At 35.6% G+C, this 16,943-nt stretch carries 13 protein-coding genes; 7 read left to right on the top strand and 6 right to left on the bottom strand.

Features of this window, described 5'->3' with window-relative positions; translation table 11 throughout:
• Positions 1-16: 16 nt before the first annotated feature.
• From mnmG to rpmH, 6 genes are all read right to left on the bottom strand, one after another.
• Positions 17-1,906 (bottom strand): tRNA uridine-5-carboxymethylaminomethyl(34) synthesis enzyme MnmG, encoded by a 1,890-nt coding sequence (gene mnmG / locus ACIP9W_RS19000; RefSeq protein ID WP_400792648.1) that lies wholly within the window; start codon positions 1,904-1,906, stop codon positions 17-19.
• Between the two features lie 23 nt (positions 1,907-1,929).
• On the bottom strand, positions 1,930-3,315 hold the full coding sequence (gene mnmE, locus ACIP9W_RS18995) for a tRNA uridine-5-carboxymethylaminomethyl(34) synthesis GTPase MnmE (protein ID WP_282241688.1): 1,386 nt from the start codon (positions 3,313-3,315) through the stop codon (positions 1,930-1,932).
• Between the two features lie 488 nt (positions 3,316-3,803).
• Complete coding sequence (gene jag, locus ACIP9W_RS18990; RefSeq protein ID WP_400792646.1) at positions 3,804-4,559, bottom strand: RNA-binding cell elongation regulator Jag/EloR; 756 nt, start codon at positions 4,557-4,559, stop codon at positions 3,804-3,806.
• Positions 4,556-5,326 carry a membrane protein insertase YidC gene (yidC, locus tag ACIP9W_RS18985; protein WP_142540822.1) on the bottom strand — a complete coding sequence of 257 codons (771 nt, stop codon included), beginning with the start codon at positions 5,324-5,326 and terminating at the stop codon, positions 4,556-4,558. Before yidC ends, jag begins: the two co-directional genes overlap by 4 nt.
• 60 nt (positions 5,327-5,386) lie before the next feature.
• On the bottom strand, positions 5,387-5,731 hold the full coding sequence (gene rnpA / locus ACIP9W_RS18980) for a ribonuclease P protein component (RefSeq protein ID WP_400792644.1): 345 nt from the start codon (positions 5,729-5,731) through the stop codon (positions 5,387-5,389).
• Between the two features lie 63 nt (positions 5,732-5,794).
• The gene (rpmH, locus tag ACIP9W_RS18975; RefSeq protein ID WP_142540824.1) at positions 5,795-5,929 is read right to left on the bottom strand and encodes a 50S ribosomal protein L34; all 135 of its coding nucleotides are present in this window, start codon (positions 5,927-5,929) and stop codon (positions 5,795-5,797) included.
• A 520-nt stretch (positions 5,930-6,449) separates the two neighbouring features.
• Between rpmH and dnaA the strand changes: the two genes are divergently transcribed.
• The 7 genes from dnaA to ACIP9W_RS18940 all read left to right on the top strand — a co-directional run bounded on the left by dnaA (position 6,450) and on the right by ACIP9W_RS18940 (position 16,651).
• Entirely contained in the window at positions 6,450-7,793 is a 1,344-nt protein-coding gene (gene dnaA / locus ACIP9W_RS18970; RefSeq protein ID WP_400792642.1) for a chromosomal replication initiator protein DnaA, read from the top strand.
• A 170-nt stretch (positions 7,794-7,963) separates the two neighbouring features.
• Positions 7,964-9,100: a DNA polymerase III subunit beta gene (gene dnaN / locus ACIP9W_RS18965; RefSeq protein WP_400792640.1), complete on the top strand. Its 1,137-nt coding sequence runs from the start codon at positions 7,964-7,966 to the stop codon at positions 9,098-9,100.
• A gap of 471 nt (positions 9,101-9,571) precedes the next feature.
• On the top strand, positions 9,572-9,799 hold the full coding sequence (gene yaaA / locus ACIP9W_RS18960; RefSeq protein ID WP_142540836.1) for a S4 domain-containing protein YaaA: 228 nt from the start codon (positions 9,572-9,574) through the stop codon (positions 9,797-9,799).
• Between the two features lies 1 nt (position 9,800).
• On the top strand, positions 9,801-10,913 hold the full coding sequence (gene recF, locus ACIP9W_RS18955) for a DNA replication/repair protein RecF (protein ID WP_142540827.1): 1,113 nt from the start codon (positions 9,801-9,803) through the stop codon (positions 10,911-10,913).
• A gap of 63 nt (positions 10,914-10,976) precedes the next feature.
• A complete protein-coding gene (gyrB, locus tag ACIP9W_RS18950) occupies positions 10,977-12,899 on the top strand; it encodes a DNA topoisomerase (ATP-hydrolyzing) subunit B (RefSeq protein WP_400792764.1) in 1,923 nt (640 codons plus the stop codon).
• Positions 12,900-12,926: 27 nt separating this feature from the next.
• On the top strand, positions 12,927-15,431 hold the full coding sequence (gene gyrA / locus ACIP9W_RS18945; protein WP_400792637.1) for a DNA gyrase subunit A: 2,505 nt from the start codon (positions 12,927-12,929) through the stop codon (positions 15,429-15,431).
• A 113-nt stretch (positions 15,432-15,544) separates the two neighbouring features.
• The gene (locus tag ACIP9W_RS18940; protein ID WP_400792635.1) at positions 15,545-16,651 is read left to right on the top strand and encodes an HD-GYP domain-containing protein; all 1,107 of its coding nucleotides are present in this window, start codon (positions 15,545-15,547) and stop codon (positions 16,649-16,651) included.
• Positions 16,652-16,943 lie beyond the last annotated feature (292 nt).

Genomic DNA, 16,943 nt, shown 5'->3' with positions numbered 1-16,943 from the left:
TCCTTATCATTTAAGACTATCCAGATATTTTAGCGATTTTTCCTTGTTCGATATAGATAAGCAAGATAGAAATGTCCGCTGGATTTACTCCTGATATACGAGATGCTTGTGCAATAGATAATGGACAGACTTGCTTCAATTTTTGTTTAGCTTCCGTAGCAATTCCAGAAATTGCATCATAATCAAGTTGGTCAGGAATTTTTTTGTCTTCCATTTTTTTAAGTTTTTCTACTTGTTGAAGAGATTTTTCAATATATCCTTCATATTTTACTTGAATTTCAACTTGTTCTTTTTCTTCTAATGTTAATTCTACTTCTGACGGAACCAATTCGGCAACTAAATCATAGTGCATTTCTGTTCGCTTCAGTAGATCAGCAGCACGTATACCATCTTTTAGTTCACTACCATCTACACTACGTATTAACGCCTGTGTTGTTTCATTTGGCTTAATGATTAGAGTGCGAAGACGAACTAATTCATCTTCTATTCGTTTCTTTTTAGCTAAAAATTGATCATATCTCTCTTGAGAGACCAAACCGATTTCATAGCCTATTTCAAGAAGTCTTAAATCAGCATTATCATGACGTAATAACAAACGATATTCTGCACGTGAAGTAAGTAAACGATATGGTTCATTTGTTCCTTTTGTTACTAAATCGTCGATTAATACTCCGATGTATGCATCTGATCTGCTTAACACTTTTTCTTCTTTGTTTAGTACTCGCAGTGCCGCATTTATACCAGCCATTAATCCTTGACCTGCTGCTTCTTCGTATCCAGAAGTTCCATTAATTTGACCTGCAGTGTATAAGTTTTGAATCTTTTTTGTTTCAAGTGTTGGCCATAATTGAGTTGGTACCATTGCATCGTATTCAATTGCATAGCCAGCACGCATCATTTCTGCATTTTCAAGTCCAGGAACTGAGGCTATTAGTTGTCGTTGAACATGCTCAGGTAGACTAGTCGATAATCCTTGAACATATACTTCTTTTGTATTTCTTCCCTCTGGTTCTAAGAAAATCTGATGGCGCGGTTTATCATTAAATCGAACTACCTTGTCTTCAATAGACGGACAATATCTTGGTCCAGTTCCTTTAATCATACCAGAATACATAGGAGATAAATGTAAATTCTCATTAATAATTTGATGTGTTTTTTCACTTGTATATGTTAACCAACATGGTAATTGATCCATGATAAATTCAGTTGTTTCAAAACTAAATGCTCTAGGAACGTCATCGCCAGGTTGAATTTCTGTTTTACTATAGTCTACTGTTTTACTATTTACACGTGGTGGAGTACCTGTTTTAAATCGAACCAAATCAAAGCCCAAATTTCGGATACTATCCGCTAATTTAATAGAAGGTTGCTGATTGTTTGGTCCACTTGAATATTTTAAGTCTCCAATGATTATTTCTCCGCGTAAAAATGTACCTGTAGTAATGACCACTGTTTCTGCTCGGTAAATAGCCCCTACTTGTGTTACTAATCCAATGATTTTTTCATCTTCTACAAGTAATTCTTCTACAACTGCTTGGTGAATCGTTAAATTATCTTGTTCTTCAAGTAGTCGTTTCATTTCATGTTGATATAACACTTTATCCGCTTGCGCACGCAGTGCTCGAACAGCTGGACCCTTCCCAGTGTTCAGCATTCTCATTTGAATATGTGTCTTATCTATTACTTTTCCCATGGCTCCGCCTAATGCGTCAATTTCACGCACAACAATTCCTTTCGCTGGCCCTCCGATGGATGGATTACATGGCATAAATGCAATCATATCAAGATTTATTGTCAAAACAAGCGTTTTTGCACCCATTTTAGCAGCTGCTAGTGCTGCTTCCACGCCTGCATGTCCTGCTCCAACAACAATCACATCGAACTTGCCTGCTTCAAAGTTTGGCATGTTCGTTACTTCCTCTCAATTTTTTATTTTCCTAAACAAAACTGTGCAAATAACTGGTCAATTAGACTTTCTTCCACTGTATCTCCAACTATCTCGCCTAGTATTTCCCAAGTTCTTGTCACATCTATTTGAATCATATCCACTGGCACGTCATTATGTGCAGCTTCAATTGCGTCTGTTACAGTTGCTTTTGCTAAATGTAATAAGGATATATGACGAGCATTCGACACGTATGTTAGATCTGATGCTTCAATAGATCCTTCGAAAAATAGAGTAGCTATTGCTTCTTCTAATTCATCGACCCCTTCTTCCTGAAGTAAGGAAGTCGTGACTACTCGTTTATCGCCTGCCAACTGCTTCACTTCGTCCATATTTATTTCGGACGGTAAATCTGTTTTATTAATGATGATAATGCAATCCATACCTTCAACCGCTTCAAATAGTCGACGGTCTTCTTCGGTTAGTTGCTCTGCATTGTTTAACACAAGTAAAAGAAGATCTGCTTCTTTTAATACTTGTCGTGATTTTTCTACACCAATTCTTTCAACGATATCTTCTGTTTCTCGGATTCCAGCAGTATCTACTAATTTTAACGGAACTCCGCGTACATTAACATACTCTTCTATAATATCTCTTGTAGTTCCCGCTATATCCGTAACAATAGCCTTATTTTCTTGTATTAAACTATTTAATAAAGAAGATTTTCCAACGTTCGGTCTGCCAATAATTGCAGTCGAAAGTCCTTCACGAAGTATTTTTCCTTGAGATGAAGTAATTAATAGTTTATCAATTTCTTCTTTCACCCAAGTACATTTATCTATCATCAGTGGAAGTGTCATTTCTTCCACATCATCGTATTCTGGATAATCAATATTTACTTCTACCTGTGCCAAAGTCTCAAGAAGAGCTTGTCTTAATGTGTTAATAAGTCTAGATAATCGTCCGTCCATTTGCCCTAAAGCAACATTCATCGCTTTATCTGTTTTTGCTCTTATTAAATCCATGACAGCTTCTGCTTGCGATAAGTCGATTCTTCCATTTAAAAATGCACGTTTCGTAAACTCACCTGGCTCTGCGAGTCGTGCACCATTTATTAAAATGAGTTGTAAGACACGATTGACCGATACAAGTCCTCCATGACAATTTATCTCTATTACATCTTCTCTTGTAAATGTTTTTGGTCCTTTCATTAAGGATAGCATTACCTCTTCTACTACCTCATTCGTTTTAGGATCAACTAAATGTCCATAATGTATCGTATGAGATGCTTGTTTTAGTAAATCTTTTTCGTTTGGTGAACGAAAAATTTTATTTGCTATAGCTACTGCATTAGACCCACTGATTCTTACTATTGCTATAGCCCCTTCACCAAGCGGTGTAGAAATAGCTGCTATTGTATCAAATTCCACTAGTGTCTACCTCCTTACAGTTTAACACTTATCCACATGTGAATAAGTAAACGAACACGACTATCTAACATATAACGATACCACAAAATACCCAAAATCAGAAGCATAGATACTTTTATTCGTGTGAACAAAATGTACCAATTTAACCATATCGATTATCTTCGTATAAATCCGACTTGGCCTGGCTGACATTATTCTCATACTTCCTTCACAATCTGCGGTATTGCTAATAAAGTGAAACTTCAATCAGTGGGGGGTTCCGACGCACAGGACGTGCTAGTGCGGACGTTGCGACATGGACGTCGCGCTTTTAGTCCGCTATCCCCCACTGATTGTTAGTTGAACCAATCGGGCGCATGCCAGCAGTTGATCTCCCACTTATCTTTTCGCTTTTCTTCAATCTTAAAGTGGGAGTCTTACTGCTCGTTAATGCGGGATAAAATTTAAAAAATGGATTTCAGCTATTGAGAGCTAAAACCCATTTCTTTTTACTTTATTGGTTCTATAACTAAATAACGATTTGGATCTGTCCCCATTGAATAGGTTTCTATATCTACACGAACAGATAGTGCATGATGAATTATTTTTCTTTCAAAAGAAGACATCGGCTCAAATTCTACTTTTTTACCTGTTCGAACAGCTTTGTCTGCCATTCTTTCTGCAAGCTGCTCGAGTGACTCTCTTCTACGCTCTCGGTAATTTCCAACATCTAATTTAATAATAATGAAGGAATTAGAAAACTTATTTGCGACAAGCTGGGATAAATTTTCAAGCGCATTCAGTGTTTGTCCACGCTTTCCTATTAATAACGCCGCTTTATCACTATTTAGATGAAGATGAACAAACTTTCCATCTCTTTTTTCAGTTATTACTAAATCATCTATTTTCATCTCTTTAGCGATTTTCTCTATATATCGTGTAGTTTCCTCTAATGCCAACTCATTCGTTTGTTGCTTTACAGGTGTTTCTTCTTTCTCACTTAGTACACTTACTTCTGTGTTATGAAGCTGGCCCTGTTGAGGTTGTTCTATTTCAATTTTTTCTGTTTTAGGAACTTCTTCTACTATTTCTTTTTTAAAAACAGTTACTTGTACAACTGCAGGTTTTACTCCAAATCCTAGAAAACCTTTTTTACCCTCTTCCACTACTGTAATCGACACATCTTGCATGGGTACTCCTAGCTTTTCTAGTGCAATAGTTATAGCTTCTTCTTTTGTAGGCGCAGTTTGTGTAATCTGATTCATTTTTTAGCCCCTCCCGATTTAACAGGTTCTTTTGCTTTCTTGTTCCAAGGTTTATAAATGAATAAATTTTGAATAATAGAGATGATGTTTCCGATAACCCAATATAATGTTAATGCAGCCGGTAATACGATACCAAATCCAATAATCATAAATGGCATGATATACATCATAATTTTCATTTGCGGATTATCCATTGCCGGACCAGTACGTAAAACGATCAATTGCATAATACCAGCAAGAACTGCAAGTATTATACTAGGCTCTGCTAACGCAAATCCTAAAAAGTCACCTAGATTGATTTCAGGTGTATTATTCATGCGGCTAATTGCATGATAAAAACCTATTAGTATTGGCATTTGTATAAACACCGGTAAACACCCAGCAGCTGGATTGATTCCTCTTTCTTTAAAAAGGGCCATCATTTCTTGCTGATACTTTTGCTGAGTTACTGCATCTTTAGAACTGTATTTTTCTTTTAATTTTTGTAATTCAGGTTGTACTTCTTGCATGTTCTTCGAGCTTTTTGTCTGTTTAATCATTAAAGGCAAGATTATTAAGCGAATAATAATTGTTACCGTAATAATTCCTAAACCATAAGTGCCTAGTAAATCTTTAAAGTAAGTAATAGCTGAAACTAACGGCCAAACGATGTAATGATTCCAAAATCCTTCTGAATCAGAATAGATCGGCTCATTAAATTCAGAACAACCAGCAAGTAGTGCAGTTACTACTACTAGTAATAGTACTAATGATAATCTTTTTTTCAACCTTCTTTCCCCCTAATTATATATCTTCATTTCATCTTACCATTTCTAAGAAAGTCTACACTAGCTTTTCTTTTTGATTGCCTTTGCAATTTTTAAAACATGTTCCAAACTTTTTTTGGTTTCATGAAAATCTAGCTTGGCCGCCGGATTTCTGGCGATAATTATATAATCCATATTCGAATACACTTGATCATGTATTTCTAAAAAGGTTTGTCTAATATATCTCTTTATACGATTTCGGACTACTGCATTCCCTACTTTTTTACTTACCGACAATCCAACACGGTAATAATCCTCTTCTTTTGCTAAGCAATAGACAACGAATTGTCTATTGGCAAATGACTTTCCTTTTTTAAAGATCTCTTGAAACTCTGCGTTTCTTTTTATTCGTTGTCTTTTATTCATCGTTTCACCTGCTCCGACTAATCGTTATAAAAGAAAAAAAAGACCACTGAATGGTCAGTGGACTTATGCTGATAATACTTTTCTTCCTTTTGCACGGCGTGCTGCTAATACGCGGCGACCGTTTTTAGTACTCATACGTGCGCGGAAACCGTGGTTTTTGCTACGTTTACGGCTATTTGGTTGGAATGTACGTTTCATCTATATGACACCTCCTGAGTGATCATCTTACAAATTTCTTTAGACAGTCTCCGATATTATATATAACTACTGTGATTATGTCAATCGTTTTTCAAATTCTTATAGTCCTCGTTTAAAAGATAGTTTATCCACAATTATTATTACTCCTCTTTTTTGCTTGTGTATAAAAAAATAAACAGAAAAAAATATCCACAAGACTTATGAACATGTTCTGAACATAATCATACCTTGTGGACAACCTGGAATGTTAATAATTTGATAATTGTGGATAACTCTTAAATCTCTTGTAATTACAATGTTTTTTTGTTACGATATTTGTGTTTTACTTTTTCAATTAAATTTTACCACTTTTTCTTATCCACAGTTGTTAATAATCTGTGGATAAGTTTTTCCACGTACGTTTACAATATTTATCCACAGGAAGTGGATTTGTGTATATGTCTTAAATCTATACATATTAATTATTTTTGCAAGTTGTAAATATGAACGTTTTACTACTCTAAAAAAGGAGACTAGATTATTGGAACATTTAGAAGAACTTTGGGCAAAGGTTCTCTCTGAAGTAGAAAAGAAAACATCGAAACCTAGTTTTGAAACTTGGTTAAAGTCGACGAAGCTACTTTCATATAAAGGAGAGACTGTTACAATAGCTGCGCCGAATTCCTTCGCAAGAGACTGGCTTGAAAACCATTATGTCCATTTAATTGCTGGAATTTTGACAGAAGTGACTGGTAACGAACTTCTTATTTCTTTTGTTGTACCAAAGAACCAAGACGTAGAAGAGTTTGATATACCAAAACCGAAAATCCCTAATAATAATGGAGAACAATCTGAGTTTTCCCCTGGAATTTTAAATTCTAAATACACGTTTGATACTTTTGTTATTGGATCAGGAAACCGCTTCGCTCATGCTGCTTCTTTAGCTGTAGCAGAGGCACCTGCAAAAGCATATAATCCTCTATTTATATATGGAGGAGTTGGACTCGGAAAAACCCACTTAATGCATGCGATTGGTCATTATGTACAAGAACACGATCCCAATGCAAAAGTGGTTTATTTATCTTCTGAAAAATTTACGAATGAATTCATTAACTCTATTCGTGACAATAAAACTATTGAGTTTCGCAATAAATACCGGAACATAGATGTCCTGTTAATAGATGATATTCAATTCCTTGCCGGAAAAGAATCAACTCAAGAAGAATTTTTTCATACTTTTAACGCATTACATGAAGAATCCAAACAAATTGTCATTTCAAGTGATAGACCGCCAAAAGAAATTCCTACACTGGAAGATCGACTTCGTTCTCGCTTTGAATGGGGCTTAATAACTGATATAGCGCCACCAGATTTAGAAACAAGAATTGCTATCTTACGTAAAAAGGCAAGAGCTGACGGACTGGATATTTCGGATGAAGTAATGGCCTATATAGCAAATCAAATCGATTCGAATATTCGGGAGTTAGAAGGGGCATTAATACGCGTAGTTGCTTATTCTTCTCTTGTAAATAAAGATATAAACCCGGAACTTGCAACAGAAGCACTAAAAGATATTATGCCTAATGCACGTCCAAGAATTATTACCATTTTAGACATTCAAAAAGTAGTTGGGGAGCATTTTCACATTAGGTTGGAAGATTTCGCAGCTAAAAAACGTACTAAGTCTATTGCATTTCCTCGTCAAGTCGCAATGTATCTTTCTAGAGAACTGACAGACTTTTCTCTGCCGAAAATCGGGGAAGAGTTTGGTGGCCGAGATCATACAACTGTTATTCATGCACACGAGAAGATTTCTAAAATGCTTAAAGATGATACAAATTTGCAAGATGACTTAAAACAAATAAAAACTATTTTAGGGAGATAAATCATTGTGGATAAGTTTATTCTTTATCCTTTCACTTAAGAACAACTTATTCACATGTGGATAATCAGGCATATAAAGGTTAAAATACACTTATCAACATATCCACAAGCCCTATTACTATATCTATTATTCTTTTAAATAAATAATAACTATATAAGTGAGGTACAAAAATGAAATTCGAAGTAATGAGAGATAGTTTATTAGAGGGATTAAATGACGTAATGAAAGCAGTAAGTTCAAAAACAACTGTCCCAATTTTAACTGGTCTTAAATTAGAAGTTTCACAAAAAGGACTTTATATTACGGGCAGTGATTCCGACATCACTATTCAAACCTATATTCCAACAGAAAAAAATGGAGAACAAATTATTAAAGTGACAGAAGCAGGAACAATAGTTTTACAAGCCCGCGTGTTCAACGAGATTGTACGAAAACTTCCTACTAACGAAGTAGAAATCGAAGTAACCAATCAATTTCAAACACATATTCGTTCAGGTAAATCAGAGTTTAACTTAATTGGTTTAGATGCATCTGAGTATCCATTGCTTCCACAAATTGAGGAGGATCGTCAATTCTTTATTCCTTCTGATTTACTAAAATCAATTATTAGAGAAACGGTATTTGCTGTATCTACTTCAGAGAGTCGTCCAGTCCTCACTGGAGTTAATTGGTCGGTAAAAGAGGGAGAGCTTCACTGTGTAGCAACAGACAGCCATCGTTTAGCAAAAAGAAAAACAGCACTAAAAGATTTACCTCAAGAAGAATATAGTGTTGTTATTCCAGGGAAAAGCTTAAATGAATTAAATAAAATATTAGAAGAAACATCCTCTGAAGTAGCAATCGTTATGACACAACAACAAATACTGTTTAAAACGGGAGATGTGTTGTTCTATTCAAGGTTGTTAGAAGGAAATTATCCTGATACGTCAAGATTGATTCCTAATGAATACAAAACAACCATTTTAGTTAACGGAAAATCATTGCTCCAAGCAATTGATCGAGCTTCATTACTCGCAAGAGAAGAAAGAAATAATGTTGTTCGTTTTTCAACTATTGGTGATGGTTTTGTTGAAGTGTCCTCTAATTCTCCTGAAATAGGAAATGTAGAAGAACAAATTCAAGCAGAATCCATAGACGGGGAAGATTTGAAACTTTCTTTTAGTGCAAAATATATGATGGATGCTTTAAAAGCAATCGATGGTCAAGATGTAAAAATCATGTTCTCTGGAGCAATGAGACCTTTTGTATTGAAATCTGTTCACGATGATTCTATTTTGCAGCTTATATTGCCGGTAAGAACTTATTAATTTGAAAAAAACAAAAAAATTGGGGATAGTCACTATCGTGGCTATCTTTTTTACGCTTGAGTAAATTATCAACAGTGTGGATAACTTTGCATTTAACCAAATCTACTTTTTTAGGGGTACTGTGCGGTAGTATGTTGAATGATATCCGCTAGATAGGCGATGTGGAAGATCATCTGCCCACAAAGGGAACAAAGGTTAAAAATGCCACATCGCGTGAAGATATTGATCGCTTTATTAAATAATGCTCCATTTTGAAAAACTGTTTATGATTTTGTTTTTTAGTAAGTTGATACCTGTTTTCTAAAAATAAGAGGTTATTTGTCATAAGATGACGATGACTGTTACACATAATTCGAAATAAAAAACTTCGAAAACAAGCTACATTGCAAACCATTTACGCTTTTTTTTACTTATTCGGTTATTTGGAGTAAAATGAAGGGATAATGAAAATGAGAAGAGGTTGAATTATTGTTGGAAGAGATTCGTTTTGACTCAGAATTTATTACACTTGGTCAACTATTGAAAATGACAGATGCAATAGATTCAGGTGGAATGGCCAAATGGTTTTTAAGTGAACATGCCGTTTATGTGAATGGTGAAGTAGAAGATCGAAGAGGCCGTAAGCTGCGTCACAAAGACGTTGTAAATATTCCGGGGGTAGGAAGATTCCAGATGATTGGACCAGAGAACGGGGATTAACATGTATATTGAACGGTTAGAGTTAAAAGATTTCCGTAATTATGAATCAATTGAGTTGGACTTTTCCTCCAAAATAAATGTCTTTATCGGAGAAAATGCACAAGGGAAAACAAACTTGATGGAATCCCTTTATGTATTGTCGATGGCAAAATCACACAGAACCTCCAATGACAAAGAATTGATACGTTGGGAAGCAGACTATGGTAAAATAAGAGGGGCTATTCAAAAAAAGTATGGTCATTTGCCTTTAGAATTAACATTGTCAAAAAAAGGTAAGAAAGCGAAAGTTAATCACTTAGAACAAAAAAAATTAAGTAATTATATCGGGCAGCTAAATGTCGTCATGTTTGCTCCGGAAGATTTATACTTAGTAAAAGGAAGTCCACAAGTTAGAAGGCGGTTTCTGGATATGGAAATCGGCCAAATTTCCCCTGTTTATTTACATGATTTACTTCAATTCCAAAAGATACTAAAACAACGAAATCATATATTGAAACAGAATCAAGGGAAGCCTTTTCTTAAGGATGTTATGTTTGATGTGTACACGGAACAATATATAGATGCTGCTGTGAAAGTAATCCAAAAAAGATTTCAATTTATGGATTTACTCCAAAAGTGGGCAGAACCAATCCATTTTGGTATTTCTAGAGGTTTAGAAAAGTTGACCGTTTCATATAATTCGACTTCTGGTATTAAAGCAGATTGGACAGAGAACGAGATGAAAGAACATCTTGAAAAAAAAATAACAGATAATCAAAAAAGAGAACTTGATCGTGGAGTGACTTTAACAGGTCCGCACCGAGATGACCTTCAATTTTTCGTTAATGATTATGATGTTCAAATATATGGATCACAAGGCCAACAAAGAACAACGGCTTTGTCTTTAAAATTAGCTGAAATCGAATTGATAAAACAGGAGGTAGGTGAAGCTCCTGTTTTATTGCTGGATGACGTTCTATCAGAATTAGATGACTATAGACAATCGCATTTGTTAAACACTATTCAAGGTGATGTCCAAACATTTGTTACAACGACAAGTGTAGAAGGCATTGCACATGATACGATTCAACATGCAAAAATGTTTCATGTGGAACAAGGAGCAGTTATCGATTAAAATTTTTTTTAGATATGAGTCACCATTATTGAAGTGATGAAAGAGTAGGTGAGCAAGTTGGCTATGGAAGAAAAAGAGTTAGAAAAATCTTATGATGCCGATCAGATACAAGTATTAGAAGGATTAGAAGCAGTTAGAAAACGTCCAGGTATGTACATCGGTACTACCAGTTCGAAGGGACTTCACCATCTTGTATGGGAAATAGTCGATAACAGTATTGACGAAGCACTTGCTGGATACTGTGATCATATTATCGTAACAATTGAAAAAGACAATTGGATACGAGTAGAAGACAATGGTCGTGGTATTCCCGTAGATATACAAGAAAAAATGGGTAAACCTGCCGTTGAAGTTATTATGACTGTCTTACATGCAGGTGGTAAATTTGGTGGCGGAGGCTATAAAGTATCAGGTGGACTTCATGGTGTTGGTGCCTCCGTTGTAAATGCCCTTTCAGAGTTTACAGAAGTATATGTAAAACGTGACGGAAAAATTCATTGTATTAAATTTGAACGTGGTGCTGTGATTACTCCTTTGGAAGTAATTGGAGAAGCGGATATAACTGGTACAACAACTCGATTTAAAGCAGATGCAGAAATTTTCACCGAAACTACTATATATGAATTTGATATATTGGCACATCGTGTCCGTGAATTAGCTTATTTAAACCGTGGTTTGTCGATAACAATTGCGGATGAAAGAGAAGGCCAAGAAAAATCCGTTAAATATTTATACGAAGGCGGAATAAAATCATACGTTGAAGATTTAAATAAATCAAAAGAGCCGATAACGGAAGAAGCAATTTTTGTAGAAGGAGAAAAAGATGGAATTGCCGTTGAAATTGCTATGCAATACAACTCTGGTTACGCATCTAATATATTATCCTTTGCAAACAATATTAATACGTATGAAGGTGGAACACATGAGTCGGGGTTTAAAACAGCACTAACTCGTATTATTAATGACTATGCTAGAAAAAATGGTCTGTTAAAAGAAGCAGATGCCAATTTAACAGGGGACGATGTGCGTGAAGGATTAACAGCTATTGTTTCCGTTAAACATCCAGATCCTCAATTCGAAGGACAAACAAAAACAAAGCTTGGTAACTCTGAAGTGAGTACGATTACAAACAGCTTGTTTTCAGAGGGCTTTGATCGATTTTTGCTAGAAAATCCACAAACTGCCCGTAAAGTTATTGAAAAAGGACTTATGGCTGCAAGAGCACGAGTTGCCGCGAAAAAAGCTCGTGAATTTACACGTAGAAAGTCAGCATTAGAAGTTTCTAGCCTACCGGGCAAACTTGCAGATTGTTCATCCCGTGTACCTGCGGAAAGTGAATTGTACATCGTAGAAGGTGACTCTGCTGGTGGATCTGCTAAATCAGGTCGTGATCGTCATTTCCAAGCGATTTTACCTTTAAGAGGGAAAATTCTAAACGTAGAAAAAGCACGCTTAGATCGAATTTTAGGAAATGCTGAAATCCGAGCAATGATTACTGCACTAGGAACTGGCATTGGAGAAGAGTTTACGTTAGAAAAAGCACGTTATCATAAAATTATTATTATGACGGATGCTGATGTTGATGGTGCGCATATTCGAACGTTATTGCTTACTTTTTTCTTCCGTTTCATGAGACCGCTTATTGAAGCAGGTTATGTATACGCAGCACAACCACCATTATTTCAAGTGAAGCAAGGAAAACATGTCGAGTATTGCTACAATGATGAACAATTAAAAGAGATCCTAGATCGTTTACCAAAAACCTCCAAACCCAATATTCAACGTTATAAAGGTCTAGGAGAAATGGATGCAGAGCAACTTTGGGAAACAACGATGGATCCAGATGCACGTACTTTACTTCAAGTAAACTTAGATAACGCAATGGAAGCAGACGCGATATTTGAGCAGTTAATGGGTGAAGAAGTAGAACCGAGACGTCAATTCATCGAAGAAAATGCTGTGTATGTGAAAAACTTAGATATTTAAGAATGTGTATGATTGGAGGTCTTTAGGATGTCAGAAATACCGAATAAAGGTGTCAAAGGGATCAATATTAGTCAAGAAATGAAAACATCGTTTCTTGACTATGCAATGAGTGTTATCGTATCTCGTGCACTACCAGATGTTCGAGACGGGCTAAAGCCTGTTCATCGACGAATTTTATATGGAATGCAAGAGTTAGGAAATACTCCGGATAAACCCCATAAAAAGTCTGCTCGTATTGTAGGAGACGTAATGGGGAAATACCATCCACATGGTGACTCCTCTATTTACGAAGCAATGGTTCGTATGGCACAGGATTGGAGCTACCGCTATATGTTAGTAGACGGACACGGTAACTTTGGTTCAGTTGATGGTGATGGAGCAGCTGCCATGCGTTACACCGAATCCAGAATGTCTAAAATTGCGATGGAGTTATTGCGTGATATTAATAAAAACACAATAGATTACAAAGATAACTATGACGGACAGGAAAAAGAGCCTGTTGTATTACCAAGTAGATTCCCTAACTTACTTGTAAATGGAGCTTCTGGAATTGCAGTTGGTATGGCAACAAATATTCCTTCTCATAATTTAGGAGAAATAATCGATGGCGTTTTAGCATTGTCTGAAAATCCTGCAATTACCATAGAGGAATTAATGGGTATTATCCCGGGGCCTGACTTTCCAACAGGCGGTATCATTTTAGGAAAAAGTGGTATTCGTCGTGCATTCGAAACAGGTAGGGGTTCTATACTAATTCGTGCAAAAGTAGAAATCGAACAAAAAGCTAGTGGTAAAGAAGTAATTATCGTTACAGAGTTACCATATCAAGTAAACAAAGCTCGTTTAATCGAAAAAATTGCAGAGTTAGTTCGCGATAAAAAAATTGACGGTATTACCCATTTAGCGGATGAATCAGATCGTAATGGTATGCGAATTGTTATTGAAGTTCGAAAAGATGCAAACTCACATGTACTTTTAAATAATTTATATAAACAAACGGCTTTGCAATCTAGCTTTGGGGTTAATATGCTGGCCCTCGTGGATAACCAACCAAAAGTATTGAACATAAAAGAAATGCTTTATTATTACTTAGAACATCAAAAAGTAGTTATCCGCCGTCGTACACAGTTTGAATTAAATAAAGCGGAAGATCGAGCACATATTTTAGAAGGTTTACGAATTGCTTTAGATCACATTGATGAAATCATTGCTTTAATTCGTGCATCGCAAACAGGCGAAGAAGCAAAAAATGGTTTGATGGAAAAATTCAATTTGTCTGAACGTCAGGCCCAAGCAATTTTAGATATGCGTTTACAACGTTTAACAGGCTTAGAAAGAGATAAGATTGAAGAAGAATATACAGCTTTAGTTAAACTCATCGAAGAACTAAAATTCATCTTAGCAAATGAGTATCGAGTAGTTGAGATAATAAGAGAAGAAATTACAGAAATTAAAGATCGTTATGCAGATAAGCGCCGAACTGAAATTGTTGCCGGTGGAGCAGAAGTTTTAGAAGATGAAGATTTAATACCTGTAGAAAACTCAGTACTTACTTTGACAAACAAAGGGTACATCAAACGATTGCCTGCTAATACGTATAAGAGTCAAAAACGTGGTGGTCGGGGTGTTCAAGGGATGGGTACAAACGAAGATGATTTTGTAGAACATCTATTGTACACATCAACACACGACACTATTTTATTCTTTACGAATAAAGGAAAAGTTTTCCGCGCTAGAGGATTTGAAATACCTGAGTATGGTCGCACCGCAAAAGGATTGCCGCTTATCAACTTACTGGGTGTAGACAAGGATGAACAAGTTACTGCAATGATTCCAATGGCATCCTTCGAAGAAGATAGCTATTTTATCTTTACGACAAAACATGGTGTAACCAAACGTACACCTGTCTCTGGATTTGCACATATCCGAGCAAATGGTTTGATCGCCATTTCATTACGTGAGGATGATGAATTGATTGCTGTTCGTTTAACGGATGGAAATAAACAAATTATCATAGGAACAAGACAAGGTAAGCTAGTTCGATTTGAAGAAAATGATATACGCTCTATGGGTAGAACTGCCGGTGGGGTAAGAGGTATTCGTCTAAAAGATGACGACTATGTAGTAGGGATGGAAATTATAGAACCGGATCAAGAAATATTAGTTGTTACAGAAAATGGGTATGGAAAACGTACACCAGAATCTGAGTATCGTTTACAAAGCCGTGGTGGTATGGGTGTTAAGACATGTCAAATTACCGATAAAAACGGTCCATTATCTGCTGTAAAAGCAGTAGATGGAACAGAAGATTTAATGTTAATCACGATAAACGGGATGCTCATTCGAATGGACGTAAATGATATTTCTATAACTGGTAGAAGTACACAAGGTGTCCGACTAATGAGACTTGCAGACGATGAGCTAATAGCTACTGTCGCAAAAGTTGAAAAAGAAGAAGATGAAGAAACAGAAGTAGAAGAAAATTCTCCTACCGATACGGAATCATCCTCTACAGAAGAAACAAGTGAATAAGTAAATGAAAAACACTCTTAAACAAATTTGTTTAAGAGTGTTTTTCATGCATATACAGTAACCAATAATATTTAGTATAATTAAAGAAACATTTAGAAAAAGGAGGGAATGGAATGTACCAGACTTTAGAAAATTTAGAGGAATTGAGATTAGGAAGTGTACTTGCGGAAGATATTTTGGTTCATACAAAAAATCCTATCATTCGAAAGGACACTAAAATAACAAGAGAACATATTCAAGTGTTACGTGCCTTTAATGTTAAGAAAGTACCTATTATAATAGAAAATGTATTTAGTAGAACGGAAGACGAAATAAATAAATTAAACGAAGAGCAAGTATATGCTATACAAAATAAAGATGAACCTGCTATCCAAACAAATTTTGTAAAGCTATATAATGATGCAATAATTAGTTTTTACAAAGAATTTTCTTCTTGGGAAGCTGGAATAAAAGTTGATTTAGCAAAATTACGCAATATAATTATGCCCTTAGTTGAAAGGGCTATGGACGATAAAAAAATATTCTCTTACCTAAATAGTTTTTCTTCTTTAGATAACTATATTGCACATCACTCGATTGCTGTCGGTATAATATCGGGTGCAATAGCAAAAAAAATGAATTATCCACCAGGAATGATTAAGCAAATAGCAACTGCTGGTTTGCTAGCTGATATAGGAATGGCAAAAGTGGATGTGAAGATTAGAGAGAAAAAGTCCTATTTAACCGAAGCTGATTTTTCAGAGATAAAAAAACATACTATATATAGCTTGCAAATGATACAAGACAGCCCTTTATTGAAATCCGAACTGAAGCTTGCAATCTTCCAGCATCACGAGCGATTAGATGGAAGCGGTTATCCAAAAGGAGAAAAAATGGATAATATATCTGTTTACTCTCAAATAATTGCTGTAGCAGATGTTTATCATGCAATGACATCCGAACGTGTTTATCGTGCGAAGAGCTCCTCATTCAAAGTATTAGAGATGATAAAGGAAGAAGAGTTTGGCAAATATAATATCGAAGCCGTTCATGCATTAATTTCACTCGTGGGTGATTTGCCAATTTCAACTCGAGTTCACTTGTCAGATGGAAGAACAGGGGAAGTTGTGTTTTCCCATAGAGATTCCCAAATGAGGCCTATGATTCGTTTAACAGAAACTGGCCAAATAATTGACTTAGCGGCCAAAAGATCTTTGTACATAGAGAATATTATAGAATGACTTAAAAATAACTCTTTCCTTATTTCTAGCTGAAAAGGAAAGAGTTTAATTTTTTTAGATTAAAGTGTTGACATATGTGTGGAACCTTGATATTATATAGAAGTCGTCAAAACGAGACAACAACATGAACATTGAAAACTGAACATGCAAAACGTTAAGATATGAGCTATTCAGGTTAACTTGTTAGTCTGATAGCTAAACAATTATGACATCATTTAATGATGATGCCAGCAAAACAAAATGAGCTTTTTAAGTTCTCTATTATGGAGAGTTTGATCCTGGCTCAGGACGA

Source organism: Psychrobacillus sp. NPDC093180 (genome assembly GCF_044754065.1).
Taxonomy (GTDB): Bacteria; Bacillota; Bacilli; order Bacillales_A; family Planococcaceae; genus Psychrobacillus.
This window is presented reverse-complemented; position numbering and strand designations above follow the sequence as displayed.

What these genes read in the sequence shown, in the direction of transcription:
- mnmG (WP_400792648.1), bottom strand. Translation starts at nt 1,906, where the DNA reads ATGCCAAACTTTGAAGCAGGCAAGTTCGATGTGATTGTTGTTGGAGCA.
- jag (WP_400792646.1), bottom strand. Translation starts at nt 4,559, where the DNA reads ATGAATCAGATTACACAAACTGCGCCTACAAAAGAAGAAGCTATAACT.
- rnpA (WP_400792644.1), bottom strand. Translation starts at nt 5,731, where the DNA reads ATGAATAAAAGACAACGAATAAAAAGAAACGCAGAGTTTCAAGAGATC.
- rpmH (WP_142540824.1), bottom strand. Translation starts at nt 5,929, where the DNA reads ATGAAACGTACATTCCAACCAAATAGCCGTAAACGTAGCAAAAACCAC.
- dnaN (WP_400792640.1), top strand. Translation starts at nt 7,964, where the DNA reads ATGAAATTCGAAGTAATGAGAGATAGTTTATTAGAGGGATTAAATGAC.
- recF (WP_142540827.1), top strand. Translation starts at nt 9,801, where the DNA reads ATGTATATTGAACGGTTAGAGTTAAAAGATTTCCGTAATTATGAATCA.
- gyrB (WP_400792764.1), top strand. Translation starts at nt 10,977, where the DNA reads ATGGAAGAAAAAGAGTTAGAAAAATCTTATGATGCCGATCAGATACAA.
- gyrA (WP_400792637.1), top strand. Translation starts at nt 12,927, where the DNA reads ATGTCAGAAATACCGAATAAAGGTGTCAAAGGGATCAATATTAGTCAA.
- ACIP9W_RS18940 (WP_400792635.1), top strand. Translation starts at nt 15,545, where the DNA reads ATGTACCAGACTTTAGAAAATTTAGAGGAATTGAGATTAGGAAGTGTA.